The 16,060-nt window shown below is 39.0% G+C and carries 19 protein-coding genes, 2 pseudogenes and 1 riboswitch; of the genes and pseudogenes, 6 read left to right on the forward strand and 15 right to left on the reverse strand.

Annotation, left to right across the window (positions count from 1 at the left end):
- Nucleotides 1-448: 448 nt before the first annotated feature.
- Nucleotides 449-955: pseudogene (locus ACFWE9_RS16035) on the forward strand (MFS transporter); the annotation flags it as partial.
- Nucleotides 956-1,320: 365 nt separating this feature from the next.
- Here the strand turns inward: ACFWE9_RS16035 and aspA are convergent.
- Both aspA and ACFWE9_RS16045 read right to left on the reverse strand, forming a co-directional pair.
- Nucleotides 1,321-1,475 (reverse strand): annotated as a pseudogene (gene aspA, locus ACFWE9_RS16040) (aspartate ammonia-lyase); the annotation flags it as partial.
- 40 nt (nucleotides 1,476-1,515) lie between these two features.
- Nucleotides 1,516-2,490: an asparaginase gene (locus ACFWE9_RS16045; RefSeq protein WP_230156123.1), complete on the reverse strand. Its 975-nt coding sequence runs from the start codon at nucleotides 2,488-2,490 to the stop codon at nucleotides 1,516-1,518.
- A 241-nt stretch (nucleotides 2,491-2,731) separates the two neighbouring features.
- Between ACFWE9_RS16045 and ACFWE9_RS16050 the strand changes: the two genes are divergently transcribed.
- Entirely contained in the window at nucleotides 2,732-3,133 is a 402-nt protein-coding gene (locus tag ACFWE9_RS16050; RefSeq protein ID WP_230155602.1) for a helix-turn-helix domain-containing protein, read from the forward strand.
- 258 nt (nucleotides 3,134-3,391) lie between these two features.
- On the opposite strand, the gene mmuM is transcribed toward ACFWE9_RS16050, so the two are convergent.
- From mmuM to ACFWE9_RS16080, 6 genes are all read right to left on the reverse strand, one after another.
- Nucleotides 3,392-4,354: a homocysteine S-methyltransferase gene (mmuM, locus tag ACFWE9_RS16055; RefSeq protein WP_230155600.1), complete on the reverse strand. Its 963-nt coding sequence runs from the start codon at nucleotides 4,352-4,354 to the stop codon at nucleotides 3,392-3,394.
- Nucleotides 4,344-5,738, reverse strand: a complete 1,395-nt coding sequence (mmuP, locus tag ACFWE9_RS16060; RefSeq protein ID WP_230155598.1) for an S-methylmethionine permease — start codon at nucleotides 5,736-5,738, stop codon at nucleotides 4,344-4,346. Before mmuP ends, mmuM begins: the two co-directional genes overlap by 11 nt.
- 83 nt (nucleotides 5,739-5,821) lie before the next feature.
- Nucleotides 5,822-5,924, reverse strand: a riboswitch (SAM riboswitch).
- Nucleotides 5,925-6,140: 216 nt separating this feature from the next.
- Complete coding sequence (locus ACFWE9_RS16065; protein ID WP_230155596.1) at nucleotides 6,141-6,749, reverse strand: flavin reductase family protein; 609 nt, start codon at nucleotides 6,747-6,749, stop codon at nucleotides 6,141-6,143.
- Nucleotides 6,750-6,769: 20 nt separating this feature from the next.
- Nucleotides 6,770-7,378 carry an alpha/beta hydrolase gene (locus ACFWE9_RS16070; RefSeq protein ID WP_230155594.1) on the reverse strand — a complete coding sequence of 203 codons (609 nt, stop codon included), beginning with the start codon at nucleotides 7,376-7,378 and terminating at the stop codon, nucleotides 6,770-6,772.
- Nucleotides 7,378-8,325 carry a ring-cleaving dioxygenase gene (locus tag ACFWE9_RS16075; protein WP_230155592.1) on the reverse strand — a complete coding sequence of 316 codons (948 nt, stop codon included), beginning with the start codon at nucleotides 8,323-8,325 and terminating at the stop codon, nucleotides 7,378-7,380. Before ACFWE9_RS16075 ends, ACFWE9_RS16070 begins: the two co-directional genes overlap by 1 nt.
- 24 nt (nucleotides 8,326-8,349) lie before the next feature.
- Nucleotides 8,350-9,327 (reverse strand): ring-cleaving dioxygenase, encoded by a 978-nt coding sequence (locus ACFWE9_RS16080; protein ID WP_230155590.1) that lies wholly within the window; start codon nucleotides 9,325-9,327, stop codon nucleotides 8,350-8,352.
- A 245-nt stretch (nucleotides 9,328-9,572) separates the two neighbouring features.
- Here ACFWE9_RS16080 and ACFWE9_RS16085 point away from each other — a divergent pair, with 245 nt between their 5' ends.
- On the forward strand, nucleotides 9,573-10,172 hold the full coding sequence (locus ACFWE9_RS16085) for a nitroreductase family protein (RefSeq protein ID WP_230155588.1): 600 nt from the start codon (nucleotides 9,573-9,575) through the stop codon (nucleotides 10,170-10,172).
- Between the two features lie 177 nt (nucleotides 10,173-10,349).
- On the opposite strand, the gene ACFWE9_RS16090 is transcribed toward ACFWE9_RS16085, so the two are convergent.
- Genes ACFWE9_RS16090 through ACFWE9_RS16100 form a run of 3 tightly spaced genes read right to left on the reverse strand, consistent with a single transcriptional unit; the run spans nucleotide 10,350 to nucleotide 12,650 of the window.
- The gene (locus tag ACFWE9_RS16090; RefSeq protein WP_230155581.1) at nucleotides 10,350-11,402 is read right to left on the reverse strand and encodes an alpha/beta fold hydrolase; all 1,053 of its coding nucleotides are present in this window, start codon (nucleotides 11,400-11,402) and stop codon (nucleotides 10,350-10,352) included.
- Nucleotides 11,395-11,865, reverse strand: a complete 471-nt coding sequence (locus tag ACFWE9_RS16095; RefSeq protein WP_230155580.1) for a hypothetical protein — start codon at nucleotides 11,863-11,865, stop codon at nucleotides 11,395-11,397. Before ACFWE9_RS16095 ends, ACFWE9_RS16090 begins: the two co-directional genes overlap by 8 nt.
- 23 nt (nucleotides 11,866-11,888) lie before the next feature.
- On the reverse strand, nucleotides 11,889-12,650 hold the full coding sequence (locus tag ACFWE9_RS16100) for an SDR family oxidoreductase (protein ID WP_230156121.1): 762 nt from the start codon (nucleotides 12,648-12,650) through the stop codon (nucleotides 11,889-11,891).
- 255 nt (nucleotides 12,651-12,905) lie between these two features.
- Here ACFWE9_RS16100 and ACFWE9_RS16105 point away from each other — a divergent pair, with 255 nt between their 5' ends.
- On the forward strand, nucleotides 12,906-13,361 hold the full coding sequence (locus ACFWE9_RS16105; protein ID WP_230155579.1) for an OsmC family protein: 456 nt from the start codon (nucleotides 12,906-12,908) through the stop codon (nucleotides 13,359-13,361).
- A gap of 46 nt (nucleotides 13,362-13,407) precedes the next feature.
- Here ACFWE9_RS16105 and ACFWE9_RS16110 read toward each other — a convergent pair whose 3' ends face one another.
- Nucleotides 13,408-13,659, reverse strand: a complete 252-nt coding sequence (locus ACFWE9_RS16110) for a YkuS family protein (RefSeq protein ID WP_230155578.1) — start codon at nucleotides 13,657-13,659, stop codon at nucleotides 13,408-13,410.
- Nucleotides 13,660-13,757: 98 nt separating this feature from the next.
- Between ACFWE9_RS16110 and ACFWE9_RS16115 the strand changes: the two genes are divergently transcribed.
- Nucleotides 13,758-13,892, forward strand: coding sequence for a YuzL family protein (locus ACFWE9_RS16115; RefSeq protein ID WP_230155577.1), 135 nt, complete (start codon nucleotides 13,758-13,760; stop codon nucleotides 13,890-13,892).
- 142 nt (nucleotides 13,893-14,034) lie between these two features.
- Here the strand turns inward: ACFWE9_RS16115 and ACFWE9_RS16120 are convergent, their stop codons facing one another.
- The gene (locus ACFWE9_RS16120) at nucleotides 14,035-14,199 is read right to left on the reverse strand and encodes a hypothetical protein (RefSeq protein ID WP_230155576.1); all 165 of its coding nucleotides are present in this window, start codon (nucleotides 14,197-14,199) and stop codon (nucleotides 14,035-14,037) included.
- Between the two features lie 95 nt (nucleotides 14,200-14,294).
- On the opposite strand from ACFWE9_RS16120, the gene ACFWE9_RS16125 reads away from it, so the two are divergent.
- Entirely contained in the window at nucleotides 14,295-14,486 is a 192-nt protein-coding gene (locus ACFWE9_RS16125; protein ID WP_230155574.1) for a hypothetical protein, read from the forward strand.
- Between the two features lie 29 nt (nucleotides 14,487-14,515).
- Here the strand turns inward: ACFWE9_RS16125 and ACFWE9_RS16130 are convergent, their stop codons facing one another.
- The gene (locus ACFWE9_RS16130) at nucleotides 14,516-15,454 is read right to left on the reverse strand and encodes a magnesium transporter CorA family protein (RefSeq protein ID WP_230155572.1); all 939 of its coding nucleotides are present in this window, start codon (nucleotides 15,452-15,454) and stop codon (nucleotides 14,516-14,518) included.
- A gap of 292 nt (nucleotides 15,455-15,746) precedes the next feature.
- Nucleotides 15,747-16,016 (reverse strand): hypothetical protein, encoded by a 270-nt coding sequence (locus ACFWE9_RS16135; protein WP_377357698.1) that lies wholly within the window; start codon nucleotides 16,014-16,016, stop codon nucleotides 15,747-15,749.
- Nucleotides 16,017-16,060: the final 44 nt, after the last annotated feature.

Below are 16,060 nucleotides of genomic sequence, written 5' to 3' on the forward strand. Positions count from 1 at the left end.
TTTATTTATTTATTTTTATCCTGATATAAAACTAGTGCTAATAAGGACTTAGTTAACTTGAAGCCAATGGTGCCTTCTTTGTCTGAATTGCACAAAAAAATGTTGACAGCGTTTTCTTATGAAGATAGTATAATTATTACAAGTTAACGATGGTGGAGATTTGGAGACTCATGCTTTAATAGGACCTTATAATTATTACAAGTTAACGATGGTGGAGATTTGGAGACTCATGCTTTAATAGGACCTTATAAACAATAAGGTTGCTATTTTGGTATGAGTTTTTTTGTGTCATCATCAAAACTTTACTAAATTAGGTTCAAAAATATCATATTAAGGAGGAATTGGATGCTCAAATTATTTAAGCCAGCTCTACCAGTTGAAAGATTGCCTGAAGGAAAAATAGATTCTGAATATAAGAAACTCAGATTACAAGTTTTCATCGGTATCTTCATTTTTAAGCGAAGAAAAAGGCTTCAACATGGACGAGTCCAGTACGGCTTATTTCTTATACGAATGGGCAGGCATTCCGGGAACTTTATTATGCGGTTATATCTCGGATAAAGTTTTTAAAGGACGTCGTGGACCGGCGGGGGTTGTCTTTATGCTGGGAGTATTAATCGCAGTCCTTGTTTACTGGTTTAACCCTGCAGGCAACCCGATGATTGATATTATTTCCCTAATTGCGATTGGATTCTTAATTTATGGACCTGTTATGTTGATAGGTCTGCAAGCACTTGATTTAGTTCCTAAAAAAGCTGCAGGCACTGCAGCAGGACTGACTGGCTTATTTGGATATTTAGGTGGATCTGTAGCGGCTAATGCTATTATGGGATATGTAGTAGACTTTGCAGGTTGGAATGCAGGTTTTACATTAATAACGATTTCTTGTGTTCTGGCAGTAGTGGTTTTTGCAATTACATGGAATGTTCGTGGACAGGAAGTAGTAAAAGGCTAATACGGATATATTATTACAGGCACTATTGAGCTCAAGCTTCCCCATCGCCCATAGATTTATACTAAGGCGATGGGTTTTATATGAATAGTTAAACCCGCTCCATAATTTTGATTAGTACTACTGTCAAAAATAACCCCGATTTGAAAAAGACCTATAACACAGATGAAATTGCATAAGCTTTATTCTTTACCTGTTTTTTGAATATTCAGTTTCCAGTACTCACACGCAGGTGACGGATGATTGGGGGAAATTTCATATTAGATGTATATAATTAATGACTATGCCTATAAACCAACGCTCGGTCCTAAAGGCATAGTCATTACATCAAAAATCATATAGATTAATGTTTTCAACTAATTTACTGATTATAGCCTATCAAAAAGAGAAGCTTCCGCAATACCTGGTTTGTCATCTCATAAGGATTTAGAATCAAATCCAATTCTTCTTCTGTCAACACATCATATTGTACACAAAGTTCGCGAACTGATTTGCCTTTTAAAATCGTTTCACGCGCAATACGTAATACAAGGAATACTTCCCCTTGCTCCTTTGTATGTTGATCATGTAATATCCTCTGCTATCGGTGTTTCCATCATTTCCTTCACTTTCTTTGAATCCTGTGTCTTGGCTAATATCCACATCAATTTGGGAACGATGGCTTCTGTATTCATATTTCTGGAACGAATGATGACATTCTGATTTACTTTTCGTCCCACTTCATATATATCCATATCTTCCCCTTCCTCTAAACATTGGGTAGTAATGACAACGGATATTCCACACTGTACCAGTTCATTCAATTTCTCTAAAATATTTCTACCTTGAAATGGAATACCGCCGCTCCCATAACTTTCAATGACAATACCTCGATATTGATGTTTCAGAAAATCAAAGAATTCTGGCTTAATTCCGGGATGCAGCTTTACCAAAGCAACATCAGTGCAAATGGAAGTATCCAACTTAACTTCTTTATTATTCGGTATAGGAACAGGCTTACCATACTCAATTTTATCTTTGTATATAGAAGCAATATAAGGGTAATTAATACTTTCAAATGAATCATAACTTTTCGTTCTCAGCTTAATGGCCCTTGTACCCTGAATGACTCTACCATCAAAAACTACATATACTCCGCCAATCTCTTCACAAGCAAACCGAATCGCGTCAGAGATATTTCTTTTGGCATCTGTCTTTTTAAAGGCAATTGGGATTTGAGAACCTGTAATAACAATTGGTTTCCCTAAATCTTGTAACATATATGAGAGCGCAGCTGAAGTGTAACCCATGGTATCTGTTCCATGGGTGATAACAAAGCCATCGTAATCATGATAGTGCTCATGGATGGATTTTGCCATTACTGTCCAATCTTCCGGCTGCATATTTGTACTATCAATATTCATCAAAGGCATACTATCAATCTGACATAGTAAATCCAAACCCGGTAGGTGACCTAAAATTTCCTCCGCTTTCATCTCTGGAACAAGTCCGTTTTTCCCTTCTAACGAAGCAATTGTCCCACCGGTAGTAATCAACATCAACTTCTTCTTTTTTACCTTCAAATTCTCCACCATTCTACCTCCCATAAGCCTCCCCGATTCTCCATCATTCTATGCATCTCAGAAAAGGATGAATTCTCTGCATTTGTCTACGTTACGCGTACATATTATGTAATTATAGTCATATTACCGAGTGAAATCAAGTGAAAGTTATTCATTACGCGTACACTTTATTGCCATATGATGCTATAATGGTTTCATACAAAGGAGAGTAATAAGGATGATTTTAAATAGTTTAACTACATTAAGGAAGGGCAAAAGGTGGTCTTTGCAATATACGGCTGACAGACTCGGAATCGCCAAAAGTACTTATGCCGGTTATGAATCTGGTCATCGCCGCCCTTCATTGGAAACGATTAATTTATTAGCTGGCTTATATGAGACGTCCACGGATTACATTCTAGGCAGAATTGATGATCCAGCTTTTAAGCCTGAAGGGGTTTCCACAGAGTCCAGTCAAGCCAGGGAATTAACGGATTTTTCATCAAATTTGGAGCTTTCTGTCGACGGAACCTCTCTTTCTGAAGAGGAAATGATTCAATTTATTGCATTTATAAGAGCTAAGCGAGAAGTGGAAGTAAATCGCTATAAACAAACTGAACCAAAAGATCCATTGGGCTAGGGTCTTGTAGATGGGTTCTTCTATGAACCTCGTAAGGAAATATTAACACTTAACCTGTGGGTCACGGGAAAGTTAAGATCTGTTCCCATCGAAATGTTATTGAAATCCGGTTTGGTGCGAGAAGCATAGCTGAACCTGAATATAGATACTAAAAAGAACAGGTTGCTTCATTCCTGTTCTTTTTGTTTTCATTTAATGACTATTTACGAGTATCCCTTCTTCTTACATATCTTATAAAAAGTTTTCTATTAAAAATGGCTATGAGGACACGACCTCAGTTGGTCTCCACTTTCTTGAAATCTCTTCAATATGATGAGGTGCCGTTCTACAGCATCCTCCTATTAAACGTGCCCCTGCATGGTGCCATTCTTCAGATTTCAGGTCGAGACTGTTACATGATTCTTGGCCATGCCATGTTTTAGTTTCTGGATTATAGGTTTCACCAGAGTTAGGATAAACAATTATTGGCTTTTGTGTGTTTGCACTCAACACCTTGATAGCTTCCGTGATGCCTGATACTGGGGCACAGTTAATGCCAATTGCTGCAATTTGCTCACTGTTCCCAAACAATCTCGCACACTCCTGCAGCGTTGTACCGTCACTTATCGCTTTCTCATTTTTCAAAGAAAACGATAGCCAAGCATACACATCTGGATAATCTTTCAATAATGAATCCAATACTTTTGCTTCTTGCTGGGAAGGAATCGTTTCAAATGCTAATAGATCAGCTCCTGCTTCAATTAAAGCTGATATTCTTGAGCGATGAAAATCCGCTAAAGTTTCATCTGAAACACCATAGTTTCCTATATACTCTGAACCATCTGCAAGGAAAGCCCCATAAGGTCCAACGGATGCAGCGACCAATGGCTTAGGTCTAATCGTTTGATTTTCTTCCTTCCAAAAATCATCCCTTGCTCTTCTGGCAAGTAACACCGTTTTCTTTATTAACTCCAAAGCCTCTTTTTCTTGTATTCCACGGAAGGCGAAACCTTCAACAGTAGCTTGGTAACTTGCCGTTATCGCACAGTCTGCTCCAGCACGAAAATAGTCAGAGTGAACCTGATAAATCACTTCTGGATTTTCAATTAATACACGTGCAGACCACAGGGGATCATCCAAATCACACCCATGCCTCTCAAGCTCTGTAGCTAGAGCTCCGTCCAAAATCATGACTGAATGATCTCGTAAAATAGCATCAATCGGATTCATTTTATTCTTCATGACCTTCTCCTCTTTTCTTTATAGTTTGTGTTAGATAATAACTTCCATAGCAAAATAAAATAAATGGAATACCACAATATAGTGCTATTCGTTGTTTAGGATCAAATGCTATTCCTATGCAAGAAGCAAGACATAGCATGAAGGAAACGATTGGTACGAGTGGATATAATGGTGTACGATAAGCCAAATCATTTACTGAATTTCCTTCTTTTATAAATCGTCTGCGAAAAAGAAGCTGTGACGCGCTAATACTCATCCAAACTATAACCACGGCTAGACCCGAAATGGATACAAGCACTATGTATACAGTATCCGGAGCAATAATACTCGAGAACAGGGCTAAGCCTCCGCCCAACATACTGAAAATGACTGCATATATTGGAACACCCCGTTTTGTCAATTTTGCAAATATTGGGGATATAGTTTTTTTATCTGCAAGTGACCAAAGCATTCTGGATGAGGCATAAAGTCCTGAGTTTGCAGCAGACAAAATGGCAGTTAAAATAACAAAGTTCATAATATCCGCTGAATATGGCACTCCAATACGTTCAAGAACTGCTACAAAAGGGCTCTCTAATACGCTTGCATCCGAAATAGGCAATAATGCGGATAATACGACGATGGTTCCTACAAAAAAGATAATTAATCTCCATAATGTCATACGGATTGCCTTTGGTATCGTTTTTTCTGGATTAACCGTTTCTCCAGCTGCAATTCCGATTAATTCCGTTCCAGAAAATGCAAAATTCACTGCAAGCATCGTCATTAGAATGGCAAAAGCCCCATTAGGGAATAAACCTGCATGTGTAAAATTGGAAAATAACGGAGCTGATTGCGAATGTATGATGGGAATAAAACCTAGCATTGCCGCTGCTCCTAAAATAATAAATATCACAATCGCAAATACCTTTATAGACGCAAACCAGAATTCGGATTCAGCAAAAAACTTAACAGTCCACGCATTTAAGACAAAAACCAAAATGGCAAATAAAGCGCTCCATATCCAGACATTGATTGAGGGAAACCATCGCTGCATCAACAAACCTGCAGCCGTGAATTCCGAACCCAGTGCGACAGTCCAAGTTAGCCAGTACAACCAGGCTACTGTATACCCTGTCCCAGGTCCTATGTATTTCGCTGCATAGCTATGAAATGCACCTGTCTCGGGCATTTGCACTGCCAGTTCACCTAAACATAACATGACTAGATAAACCACTAATGCTCCAATCAAATACGAAAGGATTGTACCAAACGGGCCAGCCTGTTGAATCGTATAACCCGAACTTAAGAATAAACCAGTTCCAATCACCCCGCCAAGCGATAGCATTATTATATGACGTGCTTGCATTTCCCTTTGAAAATTATGCTTCCTTTTGTTCCCCATTCTTACTCTCCTCTATCTTGCATCCAGAAAAAACGAAAACGCACTCTAATAAAGAGTGCGTTACTGACAAATAAAAACGTTCGGTCTTATCTATCAAGGTTTCACCCCCTGGAATTAGCACAGTGTCCTTGTAGACCTGTTGCTGAGGTTTCATAGGGCCAGTCCCTCCACCTCTCTGGATAAGAAATTATTTTTTATAACTCTATCAACCTATGAAAAAATTGTCAAGTTTTGTTTTGGATAGTAAAGACTTCCTTTAAATTCCTACAAGTTTGATTCCCTGGCATAGTATGAAAGGATTGCTTGTTTTAGGACAGTCGTTCACCATATTTGATTGGAGTTAATACTGGTTTAACAAAAATGGCGACATCTTAAAAGATGTCACCATTTTTTTCTTTTTCCTTAAGGCCGTTCTATTTCAAATAATTCCCCTAGTTTGGTATAAGTATGACCCGCTAATCTTGCTACAGGTTTTAGCCCATTCTGGTCAATTCGGCCATTATGGTAAATATCTTGCTCTATATGATAGCAGACTATTTTTCCTATCAATAAATCACAACCAGGTTTATTCTTGGAACCTGCCAATGGTATCGCATGCTCTAATATACATTCAAAGCGTACCTTCGCTTCTTGCAATCCTGGTACGGATACCTTATCACTAACCGCCGGCGTGAAATTAGTAAGACTCAATTCACTTTCGTCCGGTGGGAGTTCCTTCGCTGTTCGATTTGCATCAGCAACATTGTTTTCATCAGTGATATGAACAACGAATTCACCCGATTGAATGGCATTTCGGGCTGTATCCTTTGAAACTCCTTCTTTCCGTTGAATAGATATGGAAATCATTGGAGGATTGGAACTGACGATATTAAAAAAACTGAACGGCGCTATATTGATTGTACCGGTTTCGGATTGTGTAGTAACAAGGGCTATAGGTCTCGGTATTATGCTTCCAGTCAAAAACTTATAATTTTCCCGTTCAGTCAGACTTTCAGGATTAACTGAAATCATCTTCATTCCCTCTTTCATTCTTATAAAAATTTCTGTTGAAACCATGAACCTGCTGCCTCAACCTCTGAACGTGTTAACTGATGCCCGTAATTTTCCCAATGAACATCCACCGTAGCACCAGCTTGCAGTAAAAGTTGATTAAGTTCTTCCGTTTCTTCTGCAGGGCAAATCGGATCGTTTTTACCTGCAGCAATAAAAACAGGTATATCCGAGAGGGACGGTAATGCAAGCCCGCGTCTAGGCACCATTGGATGATGAAGAATCGCTCCCTGTAATACCCCTTCGAAATGGAACATCAAACTTGCCGCTATATTGGCACCATTAGAATAACCTAATGCTACCACTTTGTCACGATCAAAGTCATATTTTCCGGAAGCTAAGTCCAAGAACTCATAAAGCTCCTTCGTACGGAAGATCAAATCTTCTTCATCAAAAACCCCTTCAGCTAACCGGCGGAAATATCGAGGCATTCCGTTTTCAAGTACATTTCCCCGTACGCTCAATACGGATGAACCCGATGAAACCATTTCCGCTAACGGCAAGAGGTCTGTTTCCGTTCCTCCCGTACCATGTAAAAGCAATAGTAAAGGTGCCTCCGGATTACTTCCTTTTTGAAAAATATGCTTCATCATTTATCCTCCTCCAGTACTCTCGGCACTGCCGGCAGTAACGTTTTCTCCATGATTCCCCTTTTTTCTTCCAGCCATGGCGGCAGCATTAATTTACTACCCATCGTTTCCTTTGTCTCATCATGAGCAAATCCAGGTGGATCTGTGGCAACTTCAAAGAGAATGCCTCCATCCTCCCTGAAATAAATGGCATCGAAGTATTGACGGTCTTTAAAGGGTGTCACTCCATAACCATGGTTACCGATATGCTCTCTCCACTCTTTATGATCTTCATTATCGATCGCACGCCATGCAAGATGATGGACAGTTCCCACTCCGATTTCCCCATTTGGCAAAACTGATTTTTTAACATCTATCAAATTTCCGATATCCGAAGTGGATTTATAGCGGATGAAATCCCCCTCTTCCCCAATCTTTTGCAGGCCCATCACTTCCTCTAATAGTTCCATCGTTTTGATCGGTTTTGACGTCAATAATACGGCACCGCCGAATCCCTTTACCGCCTTATCGGCTGGTACACCGCCGAATGACCACGCGCTATTTTTACCTTCTTTACGTTCAACCAATTCAAGTTGCAAACCATGGGGATCTTGAAATTCGAGATATTCCTCACCGAAACGTGAAACCTTTTCAAAGTCTACGTTAAATTTATCCAAACGCGTTTCCCAGAAACCCATTGAACCTTCCGGAACGGCATATGTCGTTATCCCCACTTGTCCAGAGCCAATTGTTCCTTTGTATGCTCCAGGCCATGGAAAGAAAGTGATAATTGTGCCAGGTGAACCTGATTCATCTCCGAAATATAAATGGTAGGTGCCTGGATCATCAAAATTAACGGTTTTCTTCACCATACGCATCCCCAAAACTCCAGCATAAAAATCCACATTCTCTTGAGGATTACCTACAATGGCGGTTATATGATGTATTCCCGCAGTTTGCTTTTGCATACCGATTACTCCCTTTCCCGTTGATTAATTTGTCAATTTTGTATTCAATGGTTTTAAATTGGATTCAATATCCTTCCTTTTCGATTCTAAAAAAGGTGGCAGGGCAAGGTTCTCACCTAGGTGCTGTTCTGCTTCATCCACAGCAAAACCAGGTCCATCAGTAGCTAGTTCGAATAATATACCATTCGGCTCCCTAAAATAGAGTGAACGAAAATAAAAACGGTCCACATATCCAGAGTTTACGTAATTCGATTCACTAATTTTCTCTATCCATTTTCTCAGTTCCCCTTCATTTTCCACCCGGAAGGCAACATGGTGTACTCCGCCCCTCCCTAACCGTTCTCGAGGTATGTCATTCCTTTCTTCAATATGGACTTCCGCCCCTGTTCCTCCCTCACCTGTCTCATATACGACAATCGGATTTTGCCCTCTGATGGAGGATGGGTATGTGCCTGACCTCCTGAACCCCAATAACTCAGTAAGAACGCTTTCTGTCTGTTCAATATTGGGTACAGTAAGTTTTACTGGTCCTAATCCAAGGATGGAATACTCTTGCGGTACCGGGCTCCCATCCCAGGGCAATCCTCCTTGAACGCCATTATTATCCTGATCGGAAACCAGAAGAAGCCTTTGCCCTTCCGGATCTTTAAAAGAAAGCACCTTCCGTTGAAAACGGGTCGATACTTCATCATGCTCAACATTGAATTCCTCAAATCGTTGTTTCCAAAATCCAAGTGCTTCATCACCCCTCACCCTTAAAGAAATTTCTGAAATACTATTGTTTCCCTCATGAGTGCGGGCAGCATTGGAAATTTCAAAAAACGTCAATTCCGTACCCGGTGAACCAATTTGATCTCCATAAAATAAGTGATACACACGAACATCATCTTGATTCACCGTTTTTTTGATTAATCGCATCCCTAAGACTTTGGTGTAGAATTCAAAGTTGTTTCCCGCTCGAGCTGTAATCGCCGAAACATGATGTAATCCTTTTAATTCCATCCGTACCCCTCCTATCTTTTTAAATCTCCCCTGTCAGAGAGAAATTACTCTTCGAATAATATCTCGAATTCAAGATATCTATCTAAACGAGTAATACTTTTAATGCAGATATCTTGATTTAAAGATAAACGATATTGATTTATTTGTCAACCATTTACATTCAAATATTTCAACCGCATCCACTTATAATAAAAAAAATAAAAACAGGTCAAAATAAGTCGGTATAATGATTGGAGGTGTGATTTATGGCAAAAGATTTTCTAAGCGCAATTGAAGATAGACGATCTTATTATTCCCTTAGTAAGGAACGTGTTGTCCCTGATAAAAGGATTAAAGAAGTTATCGATCATGCCGTTCAATATTCCCCTTCCGCTTTCAACTCCCAAAGTGCAAGAGTGATTGTTTTATCTGGTCAAAGCCACGACCAATTATGGGATATCACGAAAGAAACATTACGAAAAACAGTCGGTAACAAAGATTTTGAAAAAACGGAGGAAAAAATGAAGTCATTTAAAAATGGTTATGGTACGGTTTTATTCTTTGAAGACCAGGCCATTATAGATAGGCTTCAAGAACAGTTCAAAACATATTCCACAAACTTTCCGATTTGGTCGAACCAATCGTCTGCCATTTTACAATTTATCGTATGGACTTCATTGGAAATTGAGGGGTTTGGTGCAAGTCTTCAGCATTATAATCCCTTAATTGATGATGAAGTGAAAAAGACATGGGACATATCTCGCAACTGGAAACTGATTGCACAAATGCCCTTTGGAAAACCGACCGCAGAACCTGGCGATAAAGACTTTACACCACTGGAAGAACGAGTGAAATATTTTCAATAATACAAGAGGGCTGGCTCTTCACAGAGCCAACCCTTTACGATATTACACTTTAATAATCCTGAAATGTTGCAATAAATCTGAAAATACAATGAAGCAAAGCTTAAATCTTCTCCAACAGGCCTGAGTTTGATATACTCACTGTCGTTCAAGACGTTCATTTCACATCTCCCTAATACACTATTGAATGGGTGAAGATCGCTTTGGCAGCCAGTCCTTCAAATAAGGTGGGAGTCCACCCGAGTATTGTTTAGCAGCATGTCCACTTTTCAGTAGGCTATATGTCTTATCCTTACATGTTAAATGCTCCATGATCGGATAAATCATTTCTTGAGGGACCAATCGATCATTCTTATTTGCTAAGACCAAAACATTAGCATCAATTTTCGATAGCTTCGCTTTTTTCCCCTTAACCTTAAAGCCCCCATTAACCAAGCGATTTTTTATCACAAGGTCTTTGGTTATCTGTTTTGCAGCGGCTCCCGATAATGGCACATGCCCATTGGTCCACGCATTGAAGCGGCGCCAATTTTGTACGTATTCCTCATTATCCGCCTCGTTCAATAAAGATAAATAGGGTGATATATAGATAGGAGATGTCATTAAGCGGATTCCATATTGAACTGCACTGGCTGGAATCGTTTGAAAAATATCAATCGTCTCGTCAAAATCCGCAGTACCTTCTTTTATGGCTTCCTGCCATTGATCAAAAAATGGCGAGGCACTAAAATCTATTGGTGTAACGGAGAGAATTAAATTCTTGACCGGCTCGTCTGCCATGGCAGCATATATTGCGGCTATTGTACCGCCGAGGCAAAATCCCATAACTGTAATTTCTGATGCTCCGGAGTGAAGTAGTGCACGCTGCACTCCTTTTTGAATATAATCGACGACATAATCTTCGATTGATATTTCTCCATCTTCATAACCCGGACTTCCAAAATCAAGCAAATATACATCAAAACCTTCGTTAACATACGATTCTATTAAACTATTTCCTGGCGACAAGTCAAGAATCAAAGGAGTGTTGATTAGTGAATAAATAAGAAAAACCGGCACATTGTACTTTTTTTGTACCGACGGATAGTACCAGAGAGTTGACTTGTTTTTTTTCCACACCGCTATTTTCGGTGTCATTCCCATTTCAGGCATTGGCTGAGTGGGAATATCCAAAAAATGTTTCCATTTAGGTATTGCATCGGATTGATTTTTCGGCATTTTCCGTTTAGACATTTGAATTCCCCTGTCCAAAAGATTTAAACTCAGGTAATTGTGCACTTAACAATAAAGAGTCATTTATAAAATCCGATATTCTTTTTCTACTCCCTTCCTTTTCATTGGATTGCCATCTTGACTTCCTTTTCTTACCGCGTGATGACGTGTTACTTCGGAGATTACCATTTCTCTCAAGCGTAGATAGGAGCTCTTCAATCCTGTCAATTTTTTCTTCGAGCTGAATGACTAATTTAGCAACACCCGCTACGTCTTTTTTTGTTGGGTAATTCATGATGATGGACATTCTTTCCGAGGCTTCGTGCATCCTATTTACTTTCGGAACCTGCATTTGTGCATTGTCACTTACTGCTTCTATTAATTCACGATTATTTAGCAAATCTTGGATTTTACCATTTAGCTGCCGTTCTCTTTGTGCGCCAAGCAGTTTTAGCCCTTTATAAAAATTTGAGTTTGCTGCCATATTCATCTTCCTTTCCTCTCCGTTTATACTAATGCCGATATTCCCCCATCAATGATTAAAACATGACCAACCATATAGTCAGAAGCTTGTGAGGCTAAAAATACGGCGGCTCCTTTTAAATCATTTTCATTGCCAAAACGGCGAGCGGGAGTTTTACCTAGGATGTCATAGTTAGATTTTCCAAGAATTTCCTTTGTAATTTTAGTCGGAAAAAATCCTGGTGCTATCGCATTGACTTGGATGCCGTATCTAGCAAGTTTAACTCCTAAATCCTTGGTCATTGTAATGACAGCACCCTTACTTGTGTTATAAGCTATCGTATCCAATAGTTCAGGAAACGTACCGCCAAGACCTGACACCGATGCAATATTTATGATTTTTCCGGAATTTTGCTGCTTCATGACCTTCGCAACAGCCTGAGAAAACAAGAATGTGCCTGTAACATTTACATTCAATACTTTTTCCCACTTATCCCTAGGAAGATCCAAAAGGGGACCTGACCAGGACGTGCCGCTATTATTGACAAGAATATCAATCGTACCGAATTGAGCAATCGTTTCCTGTACCACAAGATCAATGTCACCCTCATCTGTGATATCACATTCAAGGGCCAGGGCTTTTACACCCAATGATTGCAAGTGTTCACATACCTCTTTACATACAGGAAGATTTCTTGAAGCAATGACGATATTAGCTCCAGCCTCAGCATACGCCATGGCAATCTGCTTTCCCAATCCCCTGCCGCCTCCGGTAATGATAGCCGTTTTATTAGTTAAATCGAACATATTACTCAATGTTGTCAACTTTTCAGCCCTTCCATAATGAATTCTTATTTTTATAAAACCATCTATATCATTATAGAAAAGCCTATCCAATATGGTGCTTAAAATAGCCTAATGCCTTTAGCCTTTTGTTTCACTAGCCTTTCTCCTATTTAAAAAATTCTCTTTTACATTGGATTGCCTCGTGATTTAGAGCAAAATCGAATACTAAACTTGTTTTATCGTATACACTAAAAGAATAGTAAGGAGGTTTATAAAATGACGATACATCACTTTCATTTAACCGCGGAATGGCCAGGAGGCAGAAATGATATCGGTACGATCCATTCGGGGAATCTTCAAACACAGATAAGCATTCCTCCCGAAATGGAGGGACCAGGGATCGGCACCAATCCCGACGAAATGCTGCTTGGAGCCGCATCCACGTGCTATATCATTACCTTTGCTGCCATGTTAGAGCGAAGCCATATAGAAAAATCCAGCTTGACCATGCAATCGGAAGCTTTAGTGGATGTTACGAATGGTGTATTCACCTACAAAAAAATCATTCATCGCCCAACACTTGTTTTGGCTTCGGATACATCTGAAAAAGTGATTGAAAAAGCGAGAAAACTCGCAGAAAAGGCTGAAACATCATGTATGATTTCCAGGGCGATCAAAGGAAATGTAATTGTGGAATTGAACGCAACAATTTCCATAGCGCAGCAGACATGAACGAAGAAAGGTGCCTAATCCGGTATAGGGTTAGGCACCTTTTGTACTATTGAATTTCGTTCACTTTATTTTCAACCTTTTGGCATACCTCATCAGCCGTTAAACCATCAGCCTCTATGATAGAAGCTTTAAATGAAGTATCGCTTATTCCCATCACATTACTTTCCAATCCTGTTACCACACAACAATCCAAGTTTCTTGCGTCAGCTTCTTGTTTAATCTCCACAACATCAAAACCTTTTTCACGAAGTGCTTCCTGAATATTCGTTAATGATTCTTCAACACCGATTTTTGACATCAACACACACCTCCTCTACTTTCTAACCTGTCCTTTTTGCCTTCAATATATGTATAGGATACAAAGGAAATAGGGAAAGTAATATCGAGGTGATAAATATGAATGGAAAAAACAAGAAAGATGCTACACAAACTCGTTTAGGTTCTTCCCAAGTAGAGGGGCAGGGTACCACTACGAAAGAAACAGGGTCCTTCACTCAACCATCTTCACTTAAAAAACAAAAGCGTTCATGATAAAAAAGAATCCTTAAACCCAACATGGAAATTCTGGTTTTTGATGAAAATTCTGACAAATACATGATACTCAAAAACGCTTGGTTACTGCCAAGCGTTTTCTTATGCAATCCAATGTTATTTCATCGCCAATACGCTACTTTCATATATTTTGTTTTATGATTTCCTGTTGGATCTTCACATCATTTAATTGATCACCATCAATGGTTTCTGAACCCATTTTTGTTTTCTTTGCTTCATCCTGGTTTATATCATTTGCTTTTAAGTTATTATCGGGAGCTGCTTGCTCGTTCCATTTTGTCATCATGATCTCCTCCTTTGTCCCATTATCCTCCCCAAACCTAAGAATATTCATGAATACACCACATCATTTATTGCAAAAATACTAATGGAGGTGTTTTTTTGGAACCAAACAAAACAGGCAATAAGAATGTACCGGATTTTAAAGAGTTGAACGATCGTATCATCGGGGAACCATCACAGAGCCCCCGTTTAGTCATTAAAACAAATTGGGATACCAAAAATGTAAACGATGAGAATCCTTATGCAGATCGGATTAACAGTGAAGGATTTGAAGAGTATTTTGAGGAATAAACAAAACCGGCTTAACAAGCCGGTTAATTTTAAAAATATTTCTTTTTCCAAAAAATGAACGCCGTCGTACCCGCAAAAGTAATCGCAATTAATAAAGTAAAGATAAAAGCATACGGATTATGCTCAAATGGCAGTTCCACATTCATTCCGTAAAAACTTGCCACCATCGTCGGCAGCGTTAAAATTATTGTCACCGAGGTTAGAAACTTCATGGCATTATTGACATTATTGGAGATAATCGAAGCGAATGCATCCATCATCCCACTAAGAATCGAGAGATACACTTCCGCCATTTCGATTGCCTGCGCATTTTCGATGATTACATCTTCAAGTAATTCTTTATCTTCCTCATACATTTTCAAATAATTAAAACGGAGGATTTTATCAAGTACAACCCGATTGGATTTCAATGATGTCGTAAAATAAACCAGGCTTTTTTCCAAAGCCAAAAAGGTATAAAGTTCTTTATTTTTCATTGACTGGTGCAATTCACGTTCCGCTTCATTCGTCATTTTGTTAATCTGTTTCAGGTACCGTAAATAATAGGATGAAATTTCAAATAATAATTGTAAGGCAAATCTAGTTTTCTTATTGGTGAAAAATCCTTTGATCTTATTGTTTTTGAAATTCGCCAATATGGGTGTTTCTTTCAAAGAGACCGTAATGAAACAGTCTTTGGTAAAGATCATCCCTATCGGTATCGTTTCAAAGATGGGTAAGTTAGCTTCGTCCTTGGTCAAATAAGGGAAGTCGACAATAATTAAAACATTGTCATCCTCTTTTTCAATTCTAGGCCTTTCCTCATCGTCCAGCGGATCTTTCATAAAATTGATCGGTAACTTCAAAGTTGTGCATATATATTCTATTTCGGCCTCTGTGGGCGCGACAATATTCACCCAGGAACCTTTTGTCATTTCCTCGATATTGTTTAGGAGACGGTTTTCATTCGTCTTGTAGATTTCAATCATTCGTTGACCTCCTCTTCTATAGAGAAAGCCTTATTTACCTTCTTCGAGCAGATACTCAGGAAGAATAACAGTCTCGACTTCTAGCATCATATTGGCTTCCTCTTGCTTACTGGGTTCAGGATCATAAGAACTGCTGCTCACTCGTATCCACTTCCTTTCGATTCTTTAATCTTAATCCTTATTCTTTTAAAGCACAATAACGAATTTACCACCTTGAATACTCACTTTTATATTTAGACTTATCTGAAAAAATAAAAAATCGCTTGGGAATTCCCAAGCGATTCTTGATAAATTATCCATGCTTTGCCTGATTATAATAGTGAACACCATACATAGCGCCTTCATCTACCATTTTATTATCTTCATGATCATATGGATCCGGGTGACCTGCCTTTTCAATTACAGGGTCTAGCTCTGAAGCTCGCCTATTCAAAAAGCTCATTGCCTTATCTTTTGCATTGAACCATATACCCTTCACTTTTCCTCTGTTCGTTTTCGTTGATAAAAATGAGACTCCGGCAACTCCGACTCCTAGTAGTACTACATTTCTTCCTAATGCCATCATTACCTTCCCCCTTAATAATTGGATTAATATAAATATACCCG

The sequence above is a fragment of the Peribacillus sp. NPDC060253 genome, assembly GCF_042727425.1.
In the GTDB taxonomy this organism is placed as follows: Bacteria; Bacillota; Bacilli; order Bacillales; family DSM-1321; genus Peribacillus.

Excerpts from the sequence above, each read along its gene's own strand:
- ACFWE9_RS16045 (WP_230156123.1), bottom strand. The coding sequence starts at position 2,490 with ATGTTGATTACTACCGGTGGGACAATTGCTTCGTTAGAAGGGAAAAAC.
- ACFWE9_RS16050 (WP_230155602.1), top strand. The coding sequence starts at position 2,732 with ATGATTTTAAATAGTTTAACTACATTAAGGAAGGGCAAAAGGTGGTCT.
- mmuM (WP_230155600.1), bottom strand. The coding sequence starts at position 4,354 with ATGAAGAATAAAATGAATCCGATTGATGCTATTTTACGAGATCATTCA.
- mmuP (WP_230155598.1), bottom strand. The coding sequence starts at position 5,738 with ATGGGGAACAAAAGGAAGCATAATTTTCAAAGGGAAATGCAAGCACGT.
- ACFWE9_RS16065 (WP_230155596.1), bottom strand. The coding sequence starts at position 6,749 with ATGATTTCAGTTAATCCTGAAAGTCTGACTGAACGGGAAAATTATAAG.
- ACFWE9_RS16070 (WP_230155594.1), bottom strand. The coding sequence starts at position 7,378 with ATGAAGCATATTTTTCAAAAAGGAAGTAATCCGGAGGCACCTTTACTA.
- ACFWE9_RS16075 (WP_230155592.1), bottom strand. The coding sequence starts at position 8,325 with ATGCAAAAGCAAACTGCGGGAATACATCATATAACCGCCATTGTAGGT.
- ACFWE9_RS16080 (WP_230155590.1), bottom strand. The coding sequence starts at position 9,327 with ATGGAATTAAAAGGATTACATCATGTTTCGGCGATTACAGCTCGAGCG.
- ACFWE9_RS16085 (WP_230155588.1), top strand. The coding sequence starts at position 9,573 with ATGGCAAAAGATTTTCTAAGCGCAATTGAAGATAGACGATCTTATTAT.
- ACFWE9_RS16090 (WP_230155581.1), bottom strand. The coding sequence starts at position 11,402 with ATGTCTAAACGGAAAATGCCGAAAAATCAATCCGATGCAATACCTAAA.
- ACFWE9_RS16095 (WP_230155580.1), bottom strand. The coding sequence starts at position 11,865 with ATGGCAGCAAACTCAAATTTTTATAAAGGGCTAAAACTGCTTGGCGCA.
- ACFWE9_RS16100 (WP_230156121.1), bottom strand. The coding sequence starts at position 12,650 with ATGTTCGATTTAACTAATAAAACGGCTATCATTACCGGAGGCGGCAGG.
- ACFWE9_RS16105 (WP_230155579.1), top strand. The coding sequence starts at position 12,906 with ATGACGATACATCACTTTCATTTAACCGCGGAATGGCCAGGAGGCAGA.
- ACFWE9_RS16110 (WP_230155578.1), bottom strand. The coding sequence starts at position 13,659 with ATGTCAAAAATCGGTGTTGAAGAATCATTAACGAATATTCAGGAAGCA.
- ACFWE9_RS16115 (WP_230155577.1), top strand. The coding sequence starts at position 13,758 with ATGAATGGAAAAAACAAGAAAGATGCTACACAAACTCGTTTAGGTTCT.
- ACFWE9_RS16120 (WP_230155576.1), bottom strand. The coding sequence starts at position 14,199 with ATGATGACAAAATGGAACGAGCAAGCAGCTCCCGATAATAACTTAAAA.
- ACFWE9_RS16130 (WP_230155572.1), bottom strand. The coding sequence starts at position 15,454 with ATGATTGAAATCTACAAGACGAATGAAAACCGTCTCCTAAACAATATC.
- ACFWE9_RS16135 (WP_377357698.1), bottom strand. The coding sequence starts at position 16,016 with ATGGCATTAGGAAGAAATGTAGTACTACTAGGAGTCGGAGTTGCCGGA.